The 18878-nt window shown below is 28.5% G+C and carries 16 protein-coding genes and 2 tRNA genes; 1 reads left to right on the top strand and 17 read right to left on the bottom strand.

What is annotated here, in order from left to right; translation table 11 throughout:
* Nucleotides 1–70: 70 nt before the first annotated feature.
* From pheT to GXK56_RS21140, 12 genes are all read right to left on the bottom strand, one after another.
* On the bottom strand, nucleotides 71–2104 hold the full coding sequence (gene pheT / locus GXK56_RS21195) for a phenylalanine--tRNA ligase subunit beta (RefSeq protein WP_160691159.1): 2034 nt from the start codon (nucleotides 2102–2104) through the stop codon (nucleotides 71–73).
* Nucleotides 2105–2268: 164 nt separating this feature from the next.
* On the bottom strand, nucleotides 2269–3276 hold the full coding sequence (pheS, locus tag GXK56_RS21190; RefSeq protein WP_160691157.1) for a phenylalanine--tRNA ligase subunit alpha: 1008 nt from the start codon (nucleotides 3274–3276) through the stop codon (nucleotides 2269–2271).
* Between the two features lie 495 nt (nucleotides 3277–3771).
* A complete protein-coding gene (locus tag GXK56_RS21185) occupies nucleotides 3772–5115 on the bottom strand; it encodes a radical SAM protein (protein ID WP_160691155.1) in 1344 nt (447 codons plus the stop codon).
* Nucleotides 5116–5160: 45 nt separating this feature from the next.
* Nucleotides 5161–5370 (bottom strand): helix-turn-helix transcriptional regulator, encoded by a 210-nt coding sequence (locus GXK56_RS21180; RefSeq protein ID WP_160691153.1) that lies wholly within the window; start codon nucleotides 5368–5370, stop codon nucleotides 5161–5163.
* Between the two features lie 10 nt (nucleotides 5371–5380).
* On the bottom strand, nucleotides 5381–5833 hold the full coding sequence (locus tag GXK56_RS21175) for a DUF2975 domain-containing protein (RefSeq protein WP_160691151.1): 453 nt from the start codon (nucleotides 5831–5833) through the stop codon (nucleotides 5381–5383).
* A 421-nt stretch (nucleotides 5834–6254) separates the two neighbouring features.
* Nucleotides 6255–7673 carry a L,D-transpeptidase family protein gene (locus GXK56_RS21170; protein ID WP_160691149.1) on the bottom strand — a complete coding sequence of 473 codons (1419 nt, stop codon included), beginning with the start codon at nucleotides 7671–7673 and terminating at the stop codon, nucleotides 6255–6257.
* Between the two features lie 293 nt (nucleotides 7674–7966).
* Complete coding sequence (locus tag GXK56_RS21165) at nucleotides 7967–9229, bottom strand: ATP-binding protein (RefSeq protein ID WP_160691147.1); 1263 nt, start codon at nucleotides 9227–9229, stop codon at nucleotides 7967–7969.
* A complete protein-coding gene (locus GXK56_RS21160) occupies nucleotides 9222–9902 on the bottom strand; it encodes a response regulator transcription factor (RefSeq protein WP_160691145.1) in 681 nt (226 codons plus the stop codon). The genes GXK56_RS21165 and GXK56_RS21160 overlap by 8 nt, the downstream gene beginning before the upstream one ends.
* 404 nt (nucleotides 9903–10306) lie before the next feature.
* The gene (locus tag GXK56_RS28320) at nucleotides 10307–10450 is read right to left on the bottom strand and encodes a hypothetical protein (RefSeq protein WP_243156207.1); all 144 of its coding nucleotides are present in this window, start codon (nucleotides 10448–10450) and stop codon (nucleotides 10307–10309) included.
* A gap of 314 nt (nucleotides 10451–10764) precedes the next feature.
* Nucleotides 10765–11295: a DUF4342 domain-containing protein gene (locus GXK56_RS21150; protein ID WP_160691143.1), complete on the bottom strand. Its 531-nt coding sequence runs from the start codon at nucleotides 11293–11295 to the stop codon at nucleotides 10765–10767.
* Nucleotides 11296–11417: 122 nt separating this feature from the next.
* Nucleotides 11418–12590, bottom strand: coding sequence for a PP2C family protein-serine/threonine phosphatase (locus tag GXK56_RS21145; protein WP_160691141.1), 1173 nt, complete (start codon nucleotides 12588–12590; stop codon nucleotides 11418–11420).
* A 7-nt stretch (nucleotides 12591–12597) separates the two neighbouring features.
* Nucleotides 12598–14286, bottom strand: a complete 1689-nt coding sequence (locus GXK56_RS21140; protein ID WP_160691139.1) for a [Fe-Fe] hydrogenase large subunit C-terminal domain-containing protein — start codon at nucleotides 14284–14286, stop codon at nucleotides 12598–12600.
* A gap of 441 nt (nucleotides 14287–14727) precedes the next feature.
* On the opposite strand from GXK56_RS21140, the gene GXK56_RS21135 reads away from it, so the two are divergent.
* Nucleotides 14728–15207, top strand: a complete 480-nt coding sequence (locus GXK56_RS21135; RefSeq protein WP_160691137.1) for an S-ribosylhomocysteine lyase — start codon at nucleotides 14728–14730, stop codon at nucleotides 15205–15207.
* 115 nt (nucleotides 15208–15322) lie between these two features.
* On the opposite strand, the gene GXK56_RS21130 is transcribed toward GXK56_RS21135, so the two are convergent.
* From GXK56_RS21130 to GXK56_RS21110, 5 genes are all read right to left on the bottom strand, one after another.
* Complete coding sequence (locus tag GXK56_RS21130; protein ID WP_160691135.1) at nucleotides 15323–16120, bottom strand: ABC transporter permease; 798 nt, start codon at nucleotides 16118–16120, stop codon at nucleotides 15323–15325.
* Nucleotides 16095–17045: an ABC transporter ATP-binding protein gene (locus GXK56_RS21125; protein WP_160691133.1), complete on the bottom strand. Its 951-nt coding sequence runs from the start codon at nucleotides 17043–17045 to the stop codon at nucleotides 16095–16097. The genes GXK56_RS21130 and GXK56_RS21125 overlap by 26 nt, the downstream gene beginning before the upstream one ends.
* Before the next feature lie 168 nt (nucleotides 17046–17213).
* Entirely contained in the window at nucleotides 17214–18323 is a 1110-nt protein-coding gene (locus tag GXK56_RS21120) for a suppressor of fused domain protein (protein ID WP_160691131.1), read from the bottom strand.
* A 279-nt stretch (nucleotides 18324–18602) separates the two neighbouring features.
* Nucleotides 18603–18678, bottom strand: a tRNA-Lys gene (locus GXK56_RS21115).
* Nucleotides 18679–18685: 7 nt separating this feature from the next.
* Nucleotides 18686–18761 (bottom strand) — tRNA-His (locus GXK56_RS21110).
* Between the last annotated feature and the right edge of the window lie 117 nt (nucleotides 18762–18878).

The following is an 18878-nucleotide window of genomic DNA, read 5'->3' as shown; positions in this document are numbered from 1 at the left end:
AAATTCTAATATATTTCTAAATCCTTCATGGAACATTATTTATCATATAAATAATGAATAATATGATTTATTAATTAATATTCTTAAGCTTCATTCCATTAAGATTAAGATGGCTAATAAAATCTTCTTTTACCTTATTTATTTCTTCAATCTGCAGAGTTTTATCACTACGACCAATCACTATTCTAATTGTAGTGCTCTTCATGTCTTTAGGCACATTTTCTCCTATATACGTATCCATATATTTAATTTTCATAATCAACTCATTAGAGAATTTCTTTACTACATTTTCTATATCACAATAAGGAATATCTATTGAAGTTAAAATGCTAAAATCAAGGTAAGTTTCAGGATATTTTGATATAGGTACATATTTAATTTCCTTCTTTTCAATATGATTTAGCAAATCCAAATTTATATCTAATATATTAATTACATGCTTACTGCCAAATAATTTTAAAGCCGCTTCAGGTATAGAATATAAACATCCTAATTGCACATTATTGTAATTAATGCTTAGACTATGATCTTTATTAGTCTCTTTTACAGAAACATATTTTCCTTCAATATTTTTTGTGGTTCTTAGTAAATTACCACAAATGCCTTTAATATATCTATAACTTTGTTCCTCATCTTTATTAGTATAAATTGCAGCAGTTAAATGTTTAGGCTGAGTCAGTTCTCCATCCTTAATTAAGAAAGTTTTTCCTATTTCAAAAATACAAATTTCTTCATAATTTTTTCTATTATCATAAATTACCTTTAATAGATTTGGTACAATATCACTTCTTAATTTCTCAAACTGTTTTACACTTGAATTTACTATTTTTAAACAATTCTCATATTCATATCCAAGCTTCTTAAGCCAATTATTATCGTACCAAGCATACGAATGGATTTCATTAAAATTAAATTTTTTTACTAAGGTATCCTTTATTGAGTATTCCATTTCTTTCATAACATTTTTGGGTGGACATGATGTTTCTACAGTGTAAGGACTTGCTTTTATGTTATCATATCCATATACCCTTAGAATTTCTTCTATAATATCAGCTTTGCAGGTAATATCTTTAGTTGCTCTAAATGTAGGAACCTTAACATTATATAAATTTTCTTTTTCTTCAACCTTGAATTCTAAGCTTTCTAATATATTTATTACAGTCTCCTTTTGAAGGTTATTTCCTAAATAAGTTTCTATATATTTATGGTCAATACTTATATTTATAGGCTTAATTTCATTAATAATATTGTCATACAATGAACTTTCTAATTTTATTTCTGGCTGGTATTTTTGCAATAATCTTAAGAACCTTCCAATTGCAATAGTTGTAATTGCTGTATCTAAGAACTTTTCATATCTGGCACTTGCATCTGTTCTAATTCCTAAGGCTGTTGCAGTTTTTCTTATGGCAACTCCTTCAAATGTTGCTGCTTCAAGTATTATTCCTTGTGTATTTTCTGAAACAGCAGATTCTTCTCCACCAATTATTCCAGCTATGGCTAAAGGTACATCTTCACTGCATATCATTAATGTATCTTCAGATACATCTCTTTCTAAGTTATCTAAACATTTAAATTTTATTGGCTCTCTCAAGGAAGATACTCTAATACAATCAATATGCTTATTATCAAAGGTATGAAGTGGCTGACCTATATCTAACATTACATAATTCGCTATGTCTACTATAATGTTAATGGGTCTTATACCACATATAGATAATCTATCTGCAATAAATTCCGGCGAAATATCTCCTTTTATATTTCCAATTTTAATTGCTGAATATCTCAAACATTTTTCTCTATCTTCTATATTTACAGTTAAAGCTTTTTCATTAATATTCTTCAGTTCCTCCTCTTTCACATAATCTATATTTTTTAGCTTTCTCCCTGTAATTGCTGCAATTTCTCTTGCTATTCCATAATGACACCATAAATCTGGTCTATTAGTTAAAGATTTATTATCTATTTCAATTATTACATCACTTCCCACATGAGTTACTTCTTCTATTTCAGCCGTGGTAATTGTGAATTTATTTGTAAGCCATTCTACATCTATATCTTGTAAATCTACATAATCCTTTATCCAATCTAATGAGATTTTCATTAATCTTACCTTCCTTTCCTTACTGAGCATATTGAAAGAGCATCGGTTTTTATACCAAACTATTTTCATTTAAACTCACCCATCAATACACCTAAATATTTTTTAATTAAGACTTGTATTTCTCAAAACATACATTGCCACTTTTTTAAATTTTCCTCTATGTCTTATTTAAATTGATTCAATATTTTTAAATTACCAGAATTGAAAACTCTAATATCAGGTATTCCATATTTCATCATTGCAAGTCTAGTAAGTCCAAGCCCAAAAGCAAATCCAGTATATTTTTCACTATCAATTCCACCATATTTTAATACATTGGGGTGAATCATTCCGCAAGGTAATAATTCAAGCCAGCCAGAATGCTTACAAGTAGGACATCCTTTTCCACCACAAATTTCACATTTTATATCTAATTCAAACCCTGGTTCTACGAAAGGGAAATATCCAGGTCTTAATCTCACTGTAATCTTTCTATCAAGTATCTTATTTAACATGGTTTCCATTGTATAAATGAGATTAGCCACAGATATTCCCTCATCGATTACCATTCCTTCAAGTTGGAAGAAGGTATTTTCATGGGAAGCATCAATATCTTCATTTCTGAAACATCTTCCTGGAATAATAGCCTTTATTGGAATTGAAAATTGCTTCATTAAATGATTCTGCCCTGCTGAAGCTTGGGTTCTCAATACCATTCCATTTTCCAACCAATAAGTATCTTGCATATCTCTAGCAGGATGATATTTAGGAACATTTAAGGCTTCAAAGTTAAAAAACTCTGTTTCAACCTCATTTGTATCAGCAATGACAAAGCCCATACCTTTAAAAATTTCTTCAATTTCTCTTTGTACAATTGTTATTGGATGATATGCACCCTCTTCAAATTCCTCTGCTGGAAGGGTTATATCAAATTTGTCTCTTGAATTTTCAGCTTCAAATTCCTTTTTAAGCTCTGAGATTCTTTGCGCAATATAACTTTTCAACTTGTTTCCTTCAGCGCCTATTGTTTTTCTTTCCTCAATACTAAATTTGCTTAAAGACTTTAATAAATTGGTTACTTCTCCATTCTTACCTAGATATTTTATTCTTATTATTTCTAATTCTTCTAAGGTTTTAATTTCCTCAAACTCCTTAATCACAGCATCTTTTACTGACGTAATTAAATCTTCCACTATACTCATCTCCTTTAAAATTTAAAAACAAAAAAACCCCTCATCCTAAAAAGGACGAGAGGTAAACTCACGCGGTACCACCTTTATTATCATTCATATTCATTTTTATATAAATTATGCTTAATTTATCTTTACTAAATACACCTGATATCTCAACTAGATACGGGAACGTCTTCCTATATCCTCTTTCTTTTAACGGTGAAAGTCTCCGTCTTACCTACTAATATTTCAGCTTGAAACTCCAGAGGGAACTTCAAAATATCCTCTTGCTGCGGGATCTCATCCTTCCCTACTCTCTGTAAGCTTTAGATAAATCTACTTTCCTCTATCATAGTCGTATCTATATATGATTTTTAACTATATTAGCACAATGAATTTCATAAGTCAATATATTAATATTTTATAATTTGATTACTAATTATGAATTTTATTCCATGTTAGAATAAATAAAAACATATAAGAGTAAATAAATTTATATTTAACCTCCATGATTTACTATATTCTATAAGCAACCCATCTAGAAAACCTTCCTATACTTTCAAAAGAAATTATACTGCACAATATCTCAGTAATTTTTCCAAATTTCCTATAAAGAAAGTTAAAAGCTAAAAATGGAAGCCATTGTTTTTTTGATTTTGGCAATCTTCTCATTATATTTTTAAAGGTATATATTTCTTTATATATCCACAGGTAGCCATTATATAATTCCTCAGGAGTCATATTCTTTGGTTCATATACAACATGAGAAGTATTATATTTAGATAAATTATAATCTATTATTCTATTTTCCTTTAATAGCGATGAATATAATTTTGTGCCTGGATATGGTGTCATTATGTGTGAAGTTACTGTTTCTATTTTATTTTTAACTATCCAATCTAAAGTATTCTTAAATATAGATGCATCATCTTCATCTAATCCAAAAACAAAACTTGCATTTATCATTATTCCTCTTTTATGAATTTCCTCCACAAGCTTCTCATATCTGCTTACGCTATTTTGAACTTTATTTACGCTTTCTATAGACTTGCTATTGATACTTTCAAAGCCTATGAAAAGGCTTTGGCACCCCGTATCCTTCATTTCATCTAATAATTGAGGCATGTCCACGATATTAGAAGTAACTGCTGCATTCCATTTTAATTTAAGGGGCTTTATTTCCTTTAAAAATTCTCTAGTCCATGTAGGATTTCCAATAAAATTATCATCAATAAACATAATATGTTTAGTTTTTAATGTTTTTATATCTTTAATCACATCTTCTATAGGTCTATTAATATAGGTTTTGAGAGAATTAGTGCAGCTATTATAGCAAAAATCACATTGAAAAGGACATCCTCTGCTTGTACTAATAATATTGGTATATAAATACTTCTTATTATCAATAATTTCATATTTAGGTGATACTATTTCCTTACCAGAAACATTTTCCATATCATAATATATCTTTTTCATTGAGTTATTCTCTATATCTTTAAGCACTTTTCCCCAAACTCTCTCTGCCATTCCTACCATTATTGCATTAAAACTATTGATAGTACCCTCTGGATCTGCTGTTATATGTATTCCTCCAGCAATTACTTTAACACCACGCTTTTTGAATTCCTTTGAAATTTCTGCTGCTCTATTCATAACATCAACAGTAACTGTTATTGCAACTAAATCAACAGGTTCATTAAAATCTATCACTTCAACATTTTCATTTTCAATAATAATTTCATGTTCTTCAGGAGTTAGGTTTGCTAGTGTTAATAAGGCTAATGAAGGAGACATTCTTGTTTTCAATTTTGTATCCATAGGTCTTGGTAACATAGCAGGTTGAATTAATTTAATCTTCATAACATTATCTCCTCAAGTATTCAAAATAGTAAAAATATTTTTCTTTTATTCATCATTTTTATATTCTAAAATATCACCTGGTTGGCATTCCAATGCTTTACATATTGCTTCCAAAGTTGAAAATCTAATAGCTTTTGCCTTTCCATTCTTTAAGATTGAAAGGTTTGTCATTGTTATTCCAACCTTCTCAGTAAGTTCTGTTACACTCATTTTCCTTTTAGCCAGCATTACGTCAATATTAACAATAATAGCCATATTGCTCACCTCATACTGTTAAATCATTTTCTGATTTTATATCTATGGCTTCTTTTAAAAGTTTTTGAAGAACAGCAGCAAAAACAGCAATTACTGAAGACCCAAAAATAAAAACTAAAGGTAGTCCCATTAGGCCTGGTGCATCATCAGCATCTGCTACAGAATATACTAATGGTATAAGTGCTACGTATATAGTCCCAATTGTAATTGCACAGTATTTTATACATTTTAAAGCATTTACTGATAATTCAGAAAAAGCTTTATTCTTATCGATATAGCTTAAAAGTTTTAAAGCTTGATATAATGCAAAGAAAAAAGTCATTGCTGATGCATAAACACCTATTAAAATTGGATAATGTAAATAATCAACAGCTGAAGGCAGCCAAAATATACATAAAGCAAGAACTGGCATTCCAATAAGTAAAACAGTTATCTTTAAAAAAATCGTTGAATATCTTTTCACAAAAAGCACCTCACTAATTTATTATAGATTTGATTTTAGCATATCTTTTATCGTTTATCAATAAATATTTATTAGTTTTCATTATATATTTATTGATTTAGCATATTGTGACGACAATTAAAACTCAATTGTAAAACAAAATGCTATTTTGTAAATCTAAATGCAATGTTTGTAACTGACAACTGAATATTTGTAAATGAAATGCAGTTTTTGTATGCGAAAAGCAAGTTTTAAAACAAAACACCACATTTATAATCCAAATTCATCTTGATTTCCACTTAATAGAACTCAAGTGTGTGCATTTAGTTTTTAAAATTTACTATGCTAATGACTTAATAGTAAACCGAATTTTGATAATAAATAACCCCTCACCCAAAAAAGGATGAGGGGAAAACTTAGTTGGTAAAACATTTAATCCAAATCATTGTTCTTCTTTATAACAAATAATAGGGGTTCCATCTTCTATATTATCAAAAATTGTTTTAGCTAAATATTTTGGAGCATTTACACATCCATGAGTTCCATTTCTCTTATATATATCGCCTCCAAAAGAGTATCTCCAACTGGCATCATGTATGCCTATATTTCCATTAAAAGGCATCCAATAAGTTACATCTGATTCATAATTGTGACCAGTTAAAGTTGCTCCTTTTTGTTTATAATTAAGCATGTACACTCCAACACTTGTGGAATTTCCCTTATTAGGATCACCTGTTACTACAGGCCCTTGAGTTATAAGCTTTCCATCTTTATAAAACCATAAATGTTGTCTTGTTATATTAATTTCTACATAAGTTTTACCTATGTCATCAATATTACCAATTTCATCTTCATCCCTAGATAAGGCCTTTTGAGTATATATAGGCTCTTTTTGAATTATTTCGCCAAGCTGTATATTTTCTAATAATGCTTTTGTTTCGGCAGTACAATTAATTTTCCATCCATAGAAGCCCTCTTTGACTTCTATAATTTTATTTATAGATGCTTTAAATTTTCTTGGTATACCAACCGTGTCATATTTTTTACTCAATCTTTTTACATATTCATTAACTGCATTTTCATTTATTATTATTTCTAATTTATCATCAACATGAAGCCACTCATTTATTATATTTCCATCTAATATTTCGTCTTTACTTCCAAATGTATATGTTATTTTTGTTGATACATACTTATTCAATAAATTCTTAGTTTCAATAGTTTTATCAGAATTTAACGTGTACTTTGGATTTTCGTAACAAAGACTTTTATCTAAATCTAATTTTGTTTTTCCTTGTAATATACTCGTTTTTAGGGCTTCTTTTAATTTATCTGTGTATATCTTATTTCCATATACTTCTTCAACCACTTCATAAGAGCCATTTGAATACTTAAAACTTACATTTTTAGGTTCTATAATATCTTTATTTAAGCAATTTAACTTATTTATGTTATCTTCTAAATATTCCTCATTATAGAGAAATAAATCATTTATATAATACTCTTGTTTTATTAATAATGAACTTATCCATTTAAATGAACTTTGCAGCTTATTAACTTTCCAAATGGAACTATTTTCATTATACTTCATTCCTATATCTTGTCCTTTTATTTCTTCTATTACTCCATTTCTTTCAACTAGCTGCAACTTATAATCCTTAATGTATTTTTCAATTATAAAATTTGCATCATCATGTGCTTTTAATGATACATCCACTCCATTTATTGCTGTATTAAAAAAGTAATGATTAGAAAAATATAATGAAATAATTAAATATATTAGTATGCTTGAAGCTATAAAAATAATGTTCTTTCCTATAGATTCTCTTTTAAAAAGTTTTTTTATATCAATATTCTTCATATAGATTTATACCCTTCATCAAAAATACATATTATTTAAACACAATTAATTTATAATATGATTACATTTTTGATTTTAAAACTTAATAATAAAAAATCCTTACTTACTAATTTATTTCTAAGAATCTCTTTCAATTTTCTTAGAATATCTCATATCATTTTTACAGCTATATTTTCATTATCTTCTTTTTTATAAGTCTATAAATTAGTTTCTATATTGCATCCATTATAAAAGATCACCAAAATTTAATTAAATTTTTTGGTGATCCATGATGAAACAGAGATATAATTTTATTAAAACTTTACTGAACTTCCAGGTAAAAATACTGTTATCCTAGTACCAATGCCTTTCCTGCTTAATACAGAGAAATATCCTTTATGTCCATCAATAATCCACTTTGCTATAGACAACCCTAAACCAGTACCACCATTCTTTCTAACTCTTGCTGTATCTGCTCTAAAAAATCGTTCGAAAATATGGGGGATATCCTCTTCACTGATTCCTATACCATTATCTTGAACTGAAAAATAAGGCTCTCCTTTTTCATTAACTCCAGTTCTTAGTGTAATTATCTCATTTTCTTCAGTATATTTAGCTGCATTTTCAATCAATATTCTAGCTGCCTGCTTAAGCAAACTAATATCTCCATATATAATTATATTTTCTGAAGTAATATACCTATAAACATGCTTTTCATCTATCATTTTTGATTCTTCATAAACTTCATTTATTAAATCATTTAATAATAATTCATTAAAGTTTATTTCAGTCTTTCCATTAATTCCTCTTGCTAAAAATAATAACTGTTCTACTAGATTTTTCATATTTTCAGCTTCACTTTTTATTGCAGTAATAGACTCATTTAAGACACTTTCATCCTCTTTCCCCCATCGATCCAGCATATTTGCATATCCTTGAATTACTGAAATTGGTGTCCTAAGTTCATGGGATGCGTCAGAAACAAACCTTGCTTGTTGCCTGTAAGAATCTCTCATTCTTTCTAAAAGATTATTTATTGCCTGTTCTAATCCATGAAGTTCACTATCTCCAGTATAAATTTTATCGTCTGAAATTATAGGGCTAATTCTAGAAATAGCTTCTTCAAGGTTTTGAAATTTTTCTTCATCAAAGTTAATATTCCCAAGTCTATTTGCAGTTTCAGCAATTTCATCAAGAGGTTTTAAGACTTTTCTAATTTTCATGGTACCAAAGATAATTTCCTTTAATATATAAAAGCCTTCTACAATCCCAATAGCCTGAGCTACCCTTATAATTAGATATAAAAAGCTTTCAGCTTCTCTAACCATAGTTTTACCGTTATCCCAAACTACAGTATAGGTGGAATTTTCTAAAGGATAGAAATTAATAATTCTCTTAGCATTAGGCACTAATTCTCCGTAGAAATTTATTTCTCCATCAATGCACCAAAAGCCTATAAGAAAGATTATTAAGAATATATCAATCCAAAGAAATTTAAAAAATAAATCTTTTACAAAAATAGAATTTAATTTTATTGCAATAGATGTAACATTTTTTGATTTATTTTTCTTACTCATCTTTTATAACATATCCTACTCCACGCACAGTGGATATTAATTTTGTATTAAAAACATCGTCTATTTTTGTTCTTAAAAATCTTACATATACATCTATTACATTAGTTTCTCCAACATAATCATAACCACAAACTTTTTCTATTAAAGTATCTCTATTCAATACTATATTCTTATTTTCCATTAGTATTTTTAATAAAGTGAATTCTCTATTAGTTAATTCTATTTCTGTCCTATCATACATAACCTTATGTCTTTGAATATCTAAAGTTAATAATCTGCATTTTAGTATATCATTATCTTTTTTTTCAATAGTATTTTTCTTTTTAAGGGCTGTTCTTATTCTAGCTAATAATTCTTCAATTGCAAAAGGTTTTGTTACATAGTCATCTGCACCTGCATCAAGTCCAGATACTTTGTCCATAACAGCATCTCTAGCAGTCAGCATTATAACCGGCAAATCTGATATTTTTCTAATTCTTCGCAATACCTCTAGTCCATTTATTTGTGGAATCATTATATCTAGTAAAACTAAATTCACTTCTCCTTTTTCAGCAATTTCAAGTCCTGTTCTTCCGTTATCTGCTTTTATTACTTCATACCCTTCATGCACTAATTCTAACTCTATAAATCTTGAAAGTTTTTCATCATCCTCAACAATTAAAATTTTAGCCATTTCTTTACCCTCTTTCTTATCTATTCTTTACGTTTTTTTATATTTGAAGATATAACCTTAAGTACATGGTTAATCTTACTAATTTCCGGTCCATTTCCTGAAATTGAATATTCTATATTGAGGAAAAAACCTAATATAAATAAAGGAATAGCTAACCAAAAAGCAAATAACAGTAACAAAATAACCACAGTAATTGGCATTCTAAGAAAGGTTTTATTTTCTTTTTTTATTTCAAAGAAAATATTATTACAAGTGTCTATAATTTTGCATACCCTTACAAAAAGCCCTTCAAACTTATTTTCTTTATTCCCATTTTTATAAGTATTATCTTGATTGTTATTTATAAAGAGTTCTTTGCTTTTCTTATTTTCGCTTTCTTCATTAGAATAATATATATTAATACTCTATTTTGTAATTTTCTCCACTTCCTCCAAATAAAGTAATGCATCTAAAATATTCCACTCTGACTTTTCTAGAGCTATTTTTGCTTCTTCATAACTTATATTGGTTTCATTTTTTAGTTTTTCGATAAGTCTATGACTTTCCATGCATCCCCCTCCACACTTATTCAAATTATCATCTCTTCTTTCAAAAAATACGCACCTCTAAAAAGAGTAGCTATGCTACAACACGGATCTTTTCACCTCTAAAAAGAGCAGCTATGCCACAATAAGGATCTTCTCACCTCTAAAAAGAGCGGCTATGCTACAATACGGACCTTCTCATCTCTAAAAAGAGTAGCCCTACTACAATACTGATCTTTTCACTTTTAAAAATTATACCACAAAAATATCTACCTAATATATAAGCTAAAATAAGAGGTTTTGAATAATTTCAAAACCCCTAGTACTATGCCTAATTATTATTTAGATTCTTTATAGCTTTCTTTAAAATCATTTTTTATATTATTGGCAGCTTCTGAAGCTTTATCGAAAATATCGTTAACTTTATTATTAGTATCAGGACCTGTTATTGAATATTTATATCCAAAAAGTAAACCTACAACTAACATTATTCCAACAGGCCAAAATGCTATTAACAGCAAAATCACTGATATTGTTAAAGATATCCTTATTGGTTTTGTATCATCTTTTGTAATTTCAAAATAATTTTCATTACCTTTACGAACAGCCTTCTTAATAAACTTAAATATTCTTCCTATAATTTCTCCAATACCACAGCTTTTATTTTTATGATTCTCTTCATTTTCTTTACTGTTTTCAACCACTTCTATAATTGTATTAGTTTCATTATTATCAGATTTTCTGTTCCTTTCTAAATAAATTATAGAATCTAGAACATCCCATTGACATTTTTCCAATACTTCTTCTGCTTCTTCATGACTTATATTTGCCTTTTCCATTAAAATTTTAATCATTTCTTCTCTTTCCATATTAATCATCCTCCAAAAAAATTATTTATTGCTTTATCTTGCTTATATAATACTTTGGAATAATTAATCTAAAATATAAAGAAGATTAAAATTAGATTAAAAAATATTTAAATTATAATAATCTAACAAAAACTAATCTTAACATTCTTACCCATTTTATTTAAACCTTCTTCAAGTTGTTTTGTTAATGCTAATTTTGCATCAAAATCAATATCTGTTCCTTCATGTGCAGCATTTTCAGACATTCCAAAATAAATATTTACATCTGTTGCTTCTTCAATCAACAAAAGAGCAAGTAATGATGCAGGATCTTTGCTTTTACATAGTTTAATACAGCTCATAGGATTTTTTATATAATTTTCAATTAACTCAACAACTTTTTTTATAGTAATGATACCTTCTGTGACGTAATCTAAACCTTCAATTGAAGACATATCTGGAATTTCTTCATTTCCACTTCCTTGCATTACTCTAATAGGCTTTTTTAAATAATTACTAACCACTTTAGCTGTACTTCCACCACAAATAACTTTTTTACCACTTTTAGAAAAGAATAAATTTAATACTTTGTTATCATCCTCCTTATTTTCAGGAGGACCAATAAGCATATTTACAACTTCCCTATCTCTAACTTTTACAACAAAAACAGTTGCATCATCATCTAGTGATTCTTCACTTAGTGTCAAGCTACAATTTACTATTTGTGCAGCAATATGAGCTGGTGACATTTGTTTTGTATCAAGACGTTCTAAAAATTCTTCAATTTCAGAATTTCTCCAGCCATTTGGTGCCAATTTACCTATTCCAGCATTAGTAACTCCATCTGTCATAAGTATGATAATATCCTCTTTTTGAAGAAGGATTCTACTTTCATGGATTTCTTTTTCCTTAACAAAGTGGACATTGTAATTGTAGGATAATCTTTTTCCATTTCTCAATATAATTGCACTTGGATTGTCATATTGTACAAGGTAAGCTTGCCCATTTGTAAGCTCTAATACTGAAAAAGTTGCATAAGCCAATCTTCTTTCTTTGCACATTGGAAGGGCTGTTGCTACAGTTTCTATGCAATCATCTAAAGGCATATTTTTAGATAGCATGGTTCCAAGTATTGTTGACGTTAAAGTAGAAAGTATATTTGCTTTAACTCCACTCCCCAAGCCATCTGAAAGTACTATTATTTTTTTATCTGGATTTTCAAAGACCTTAAACCAATCACCACATAAAGTTTCTGAATGTTTATTAATGCTTGCATATCCAGTTTCTATTGTTAAAGCTTCATCCTTTTCATACATAACACTCTTACTCCTTATCCTCTAGCATAATAGTGTTCTTCAAGTCTTGGATTGCAATCTTTGTTTCAGCTGCAGTTTCACCAAGTAGTGAAGCAATTTCATGTACAATTCTTAACTGTTTATCAACTATATCATCTGCCATAGCAGCTGCTTGTATTTTCTTTTGTATCAATTGATTTCTTTTTTGACGTTCTTCAGTAATATTTTTCATAATGCACACTATGATGCTATTACTCTTATCATACATAAATACTTGACTAAGATATGCATTATACTCAGCTAAGAAAGTGAATTTTTCAGTTTTTAAAGTATCACTTGTAATAATATTTACAAAATCAAATTCATCTAATATACGTGATACTGGCTGATTGATTATATCCTTAGGTTCTAAATGAAAAATATCACTTGCAGCCTTGTTAATCTGCTGAACTTTAAGATCCATATCTACTGTAAGTATTGCATTTGGTGTTATATTTAAAATTTGATTTGAGAAAGACTCTGCCCTTTCTTTCATATATGGTAAACACATGCTTATTTCTGCCTTTCCTGCAAAAACAGCTTCAGCTTTTTCACGGCAGGAAAAGTAACCGCACATACCGCAATTTAATTCATCAGCTTCTGTATATTTACCCATTTTGTGAAGAATAGCAGCAATCTGAAGTTCAGAAGGCTTTTTATAAATAATTGTATCTTTATCTGTATAAACCTTTTTCAAGGATTGTTTGCTGATTACATTAAAATCCTCAGAATAATCCAAGTTCCTTAAGTTCTTATTAATCTCTAAATTTGAAGTTAATAAAGAAATATTATTCCTTTGAAAAGATGGCCCGCCAACGCAGCTGCCTTCACAAAAACTCATTTCTACAAAACACCTTGAAACCTTATGATTACATATATCCTCAATTGCCTGAACACAATCTTTATATCCACTAAGGGAAATATATTCATGCTCATTATCTGGTTTCATTGAACCAATAATGCCACCATGAGTAGGAAATTTTCTTGATAGATATTTAGGCTCACCTTCTCCAAAATTTGAATTAGATATTTCTATGTTGTTATCTTTCAGCATTTCACTAAGTTCTTCAAAAGAAATTATGTAATCAACATGAGAATCTTTGTCATATCTCTCTATTTTTTTAGAAATACAAGGTGATACAAACACAATCACTGCATCTTTATATCTCTCCTTTAAAAGTTTTGAATGAGCCTCCATTGGTGTTATAACTGGAGCAAGATACTTGGAAGCCTTTGGATAATACTTCTTAATCAATTCATTTAAAGAAGTACAGCATGAAGATATGTAAGTTTTCTCTGGATTTTCTCCTAGAAGTTTTTCATATTCTGTTTTCACTAAATAAGCGCCTTCAGCTGTCTCAAAAACTTCTGCAAAATTAAGCTTTAAAAGTGCTTCCCTAAAGTCTGAAAAAGCAGAATGATAATATGCAGAAAAAGATGGCGCAACACTTACAACAACTTGCTTATTTTCCTCTAAAGCACCCTTTATTTTTTCTACATCACTAATTGCTTCTTTAGCTTTTTGCGGACATACAATTGTACAACGACCACATAGAATACATTCCTCTTCAAGGATCTGTGCACAGTGATTTTTTATTTCAATAGCTTTAACAGGACAATAACGAACACATTTATAACAGTTTTTACAGTTTACGTTTTCAAATTGTAAAATTTTCATCACATTACTCCTATATATCTTTTAAAGTTATATTTACTCTTTAACAATAATAACTCAAGCTTTATTTAATCAATATATTAAAATCTTTATCTTTATTTTTGTTTCATTAATATCATACACCTTGAAAGTATTTACTTATTTTAGAACTACATACCAATAATTTCCATCACATTTAATGGTACACTCTTATTATACATCATTTCCCATCAATCATCCTCTAAAACTTTTACTTATTACTTTTTAGTTCTTAATAAGAATTTTACTTATTTTAACCATACATTTATACTTATCCCTATCTATTTAATGTATTTTGAGTACTTATATTGCTAATATCAATACAAAATGTTACAATTTATTAGAAATAAATATGAATTAAATTTTATAAAATACGGCTATATAACTAATTTAATTATTTAAGCTTATATTAAGGAGTGAATTTCAATGGAAAAAATAGCAAGTTTCACAATTAATCATTTGGACTTACTTCCAGGTGTATATGTGTCAAGACAAGATAAATTTGGAGATACAGTTCTTACAACTTTTGATATCAGAATGACAAGACCAAATCTTGAGCCAGTTATGAATACTGCAGAAATGCATGCAATCGAACATTTAGCTGCAACATTTTTAAGAAATCATAAAGATTATGCAGATAAAACTGTTTATTTTGGACCTATGGGGTGTAGAACAGGTTTTTATTTAATTTTACATGGTGATTATAAATCAAAGGATATAGTATCACTTCTTATTGAACTATATAAATTTATTGCTGATTTCCAAGGAGAAATTCCAGGTGCTTCTGCTAAAGACTGCGGAAATTATCTAGACATGAATCTTCCAATGGCAAAATTCTTAGCTAATAAATTTCTTAATGATATTTTATTGAACATTAAAGAAGAAAATTTAAATTATCCTAATTAATATTTTCACATATAAAAATTATCGGCTTTAGTTTATTAAATCTAAAGCCGATAATTTTTTTGTTCACACAATAAAAATCTAGTAAATCTCAAATTAATTCCTCAAATCATTTTGTCTAATATTGCCCTAGTAGTGCTCTTTTCTTAGCTATCTTACAACATTGTTCAAAAATAAGAAATCCTATAAAAAAATAAATAGCAGAATTCATAATCATAATTCCAAATTCAGTAGGTGAAAAATTTATAATAGAATCACCATAAAGCGCAATTCTATATACAGCTTCTATTGAAGGTCTAAATGGAAGTATCACTGATAAAAGTCCATTTAAATTCTCTGGAAGTGGTAAAACTAAACCAATAAGAAAATATTGAATTATATTTAATAAAGATTTAATGCTTTTAAATATTAATGCTAAGCCTCCAAATATTAAAGAAATACCTAATATGCTAAACACACCAATGAATATTGGTATAAATACAGAACCAAAACTTATATTTAACCAATACTTAGTTGTGAACATTATTAAAAATAGAAGTATAAATGAAATTAGTACACTAATTACAATATTACAAAGGCTTCTTACCACTAATATACTTGATAAACCTATACTTGACATGTTTAATTGTTCCAATGTACCTCTATTAGCATCTCCTACAATGTTATTAGCTGTCTCTGAGTATGCCAGCATCATTATGTTCCAAATAAAATATCCAATAATAAAGCCTTCTATGGTATTACCAAAATCCAAAGAAGATACCTTCATACTTTGTCCAAAAACTTTAATCCCTACGAACATTGCTAGAAACAAAATATAGGAACTTAAAATATCTGAAAATGTATTAAATTTATATCGAGCTAATTCTTTTACCGACTTTTCCATTGATACTTTAAATAGATAATATGCTTTTATCACTTCTTTTCCCTCCTTCACTAGTAAGATTTAAGTAGACTCTTTCAAAGTCTACATCCTTTTGTTTAATTTCAGTAATCATAATATTTTTAGCTTTTAACTTTTCAATAATATCGTAAATATGGCTTAAATCAGAAATATCAATTTCTATTTTTTTATCATCTTCTGCAAAATAAAAATCATAATCTAAACTCATTAAATGATTTTTGATTTCTTTATTAACCTTTTCTAATAGTATAATTTCATAAGTCATACTCTTAAACATATTTAAAAGATTTTCTACACTATCTTTAGCCACTAGTTTTCCTTTATTTAAGATAACAACCTGATTGCATAATTCTTGAACTAAATCCATATGGTGAGTGCTCAATAAAATTGTTTTATCCATATCTGAAGCAATGTTACGTAAAATATTCTTAATATCAATATAGCTTTGAACATCTAAACCAAGGGTAGGCTCATCTAATAACACTATTTCAGTATCACATACTAAAGTCATGGCTATAGCTATTTTTTGCTGCATACCTCTGGATAAAGTATTAACAGTTATATCCCTTTTTTCGCTTAAATTAAATCTATCTAATAATTCATCAATTCTGCTTTCGATCTTTTTACCACCCATTCCCCTAATACCTGCAAAGTAGCGCAAGTTTTCTCTAGGAGTTAACCTCCAGTATAAATTTCTAGTACCCTCAAATAAAGCTGAAATATGCTCAATGGATTTACGATTTTCTTTATTAAACAATTTAATCTCACCTTTGTCTGGAATTATTAAATTGCAGATACTTTTAATTGTTGTAGTTTTTCCAGAGCCATTAGGACCAAGAATTCCACAGATAGCTCCTTTTTCTACTGAAAATGAAACATCATTAACAGCTGTTATTTTTCCATAATTTTTAGTCAAATTTGTAACTTCAATAGCTTTCAATTTTGCTCCCCCAAACCCTCTTCTAATTTCATCCTAATATTCTTTATCTATATTTTCTTCTGATACATATAATTCAAAACTATATTTTAAGACTAAATACTTTTAAATTTTTATATAATAAATTTAAAAGTATTTAGCCTTTATAAAATTTTAATTCTGAGCTCTAAATTATCCTATTACCTCAACTACATTACCTTCCTGATCTTTAATCATTGTTTTTTCTATTTTAACCTTTACTTGTTTCATAGTTTCTAAAGTAAAGCTTTTTTCCTTTGGAGCTAACTTAGCAACCAATTCCTTTACTATATCATCATTAATCATGAAATTAAGTGTATCTCCATCAACAGATATTTTAGGTTCACTTGAATAAGAAATAGTAATATTTTTATCATTTCCAACTAGGATTAATTCCCTCTCTTTAGGTATTCTACCTTTAAGTACCTTAGCTATGGTTGGTGCTTGAAGAGCTCCAAATACTATAGTATAACTTTTACCTGCAAATAATCCCTTCTTCTCTATCCAATTTAATTTGTCATTAAATAAAGTTCCTGTACTTGAACCATCTTTTTCCATTCCTACATCAACTAATTTTTGAATTTCTTCCTTATTTAATAGAGATTCCCTATTCAAATCTGTTACGTACAATGGAAGATACTTATCTATTAACTTTAAAAATTCACTGCTATTCCAACACTTTATTGCTTCTTCTTCATCTACAGTTATTCCTACAACTTGTAAAAATTCTACTTTTCCATTTGGTGTTTCTATTTCAGGTAATTCTGGATCTTCAACAAATGCTATTGCTCTAATTAATGAATCTGTTCCTATAGCTATTGGCCCATTAGCATTTAAGTAATGACCGGCTGCAAAATAATTACCTGAGGAAAATACGTATCTAGCTAGATTTTGCAGGAAATTCAAAGCCCAAGCTGGAGGTTCTGTTTCTAACTTATCTTTTTTTAATCTAAAAGTAAGTTCAAACCCATAACCACTGTATTCAGGATTCTCCCATTCCTTTTCATATAATTCAGTAAATCCATATGTTATAAAGTGCCAATGTGGTACAGGCTCTTCTCTTTCGTAAACACTTATTCCTGATAAAGGATCATTACCACCTAAAAAATAAGGAACTACTGTACCATAATGTTTAGGTTCCTGACTGCCATATATTTTCTCTAAAGCGCCGTCAATTGCCTCCCAACCAACAGCTTGTACTTCTTCCGTTTCATTGTTTTCCTCAATTTGATCCCCTAAATCAAATTTATTTTTATCATCCATAAATGTTTCTCCTTTACACTTCAAAAATAGTATTTTATTTATTAATTCTATTTGACCACCATTTTTTACAAATACAATTATATTTTACAATAATATCATAATATATGCAAAACTAAAGCCTTCATGAGAAACCATTCACTTATATTTATTTATCTTAAATTCTATTCTAGCCTTATACTGAAATAAATTAATTTTTTACTATAGAAAAAAAGGATGTATAGAAACGATTTTTCAATCTTTTCTATACATCCTTTTTTAATTAATTCTTTAATAACAATTTGGTGGCTCACCCGGGAATCGAACCCGGGACACCATGATTAAAAGTCATGTGCTCTACCGACTGAGCTAGTGAACCTTAAATATGGGGTGAACGATGGGACTCGAACCCACGACAACCAGTGCCACAAACTGGCGCTCTACCAACTGAACTACGTTCACCATAAACATATATTATATTCTTAATCAATCCTATATATCCCACAAACCTTGATTATAAAAGGCTTGCTGAATTTGGACTGCTTGTTTATTATATGTTACATATACATAATTGTCAAC

It is taken from the genome of Clostridium sp. C2-6-12 (genome assembly GCF_009928485.1).
Taxonomy (GTDB): Bacteria; Bacillota; Clostridia; order Clostridiales; family Clostridiaceae; genus Clostridium.
The sequence above is the reverse complement of the archived record's forward strand: the minus strand, read 5'-3'. Positions and strand labels throughout refer to the sequence as shown.

What these genes read in the sequence shown, in the direction of transcription:
- GXK56_RS28320 (WP_243156207.1), bottom strand. Translation starts at nt 10,450, where the DNA reads ATGGAAAGTCATAGACTTATCGAAAAACTAAAAAATGAAACCAATATA.
- GXK56_RS21165 (WP_160691147.1), bottom strand. Translation starts at nt 9,229, where the DNA reads ATGAGTAAGAAAAATAAATCAAAAAATGTTACATCTATTGCAATAAAA.
- GXK56_RS21140 (WP_160691139.1), bottom strand. Translation starts at nt 14,286, where the DNA reads ATGAAAATTTTACAATTTGAAAACGTAAACTGTAAAAACTGTTATAAA.
- GXK56_RS21120 (WP_160691131.1), bottom strand. Translation starts at nt 18,323, where the DNA reads ATGGATGATAAAAATAAATTTGATTTAGGGGATCAAATTGAGGAAAAC.
- GXK56_RS21160 (WP_160691145.1), bottom strand. Translation starts at nt 9,902, where the DNA reads ATGGCTAAAATTTTAATTGTTGAGGATGATGAAAAACTTTCAAGATTT.
- GXK56_RS21170 (WP_160691149.1), bottom strand. Translation starts at nt 7,673, where the DNA reads ATGAAGAATATTGATATAAAAAAACTTTTTAAAAGAGAATCTATAGGA.
- GXK56_RS21180 (WP_160691153.1), bottom strand. Translation starts at nt 5,370, where the DNA reads ATGGCTATTATTGTTAATATTGACGTAATGCTGGCTAAAAGGAAAATG.
- GXK56_RS21185 (WP_160691155.1), bottom strand. Translation starts at nt 5,115, where the DNA reads ATGAAGATTAAATTAATTCAACCTGCTATGTTACCAAGACCTATGGAT.
- GXK56_RS21135 (WP_160691137.1), top strand. Translation starts at nt 14,728, where the DNA reads ATGGAAAAAATAGCAAGTTTCACAATTAATCATTTGGACTTACTTCCA.
- GXK56_RS21145 (WP_160691141.1), bottom strand. Translation starts at nt 12,590, where the DNA reads ATGTATGAAAAGGATGAAGCTTTAACAATAGAAACTGGATATGCAAGC.
- pheT (WP_160691159.1), bottom strand. Translation starts at nt 2,104, where the DNA reads ATGAAAATCTCATTAGATTGGATAAAGGATTATGTAGATTTACAAGAT.
- GXK56_RS21150 (WP_160691143.1), bottom strand. Translation starts at nt 11,295, where the DNA reads ATGGAAAGAGAAGAAATGATTAAAATTTTAATGGAAAAGGCAAATATA.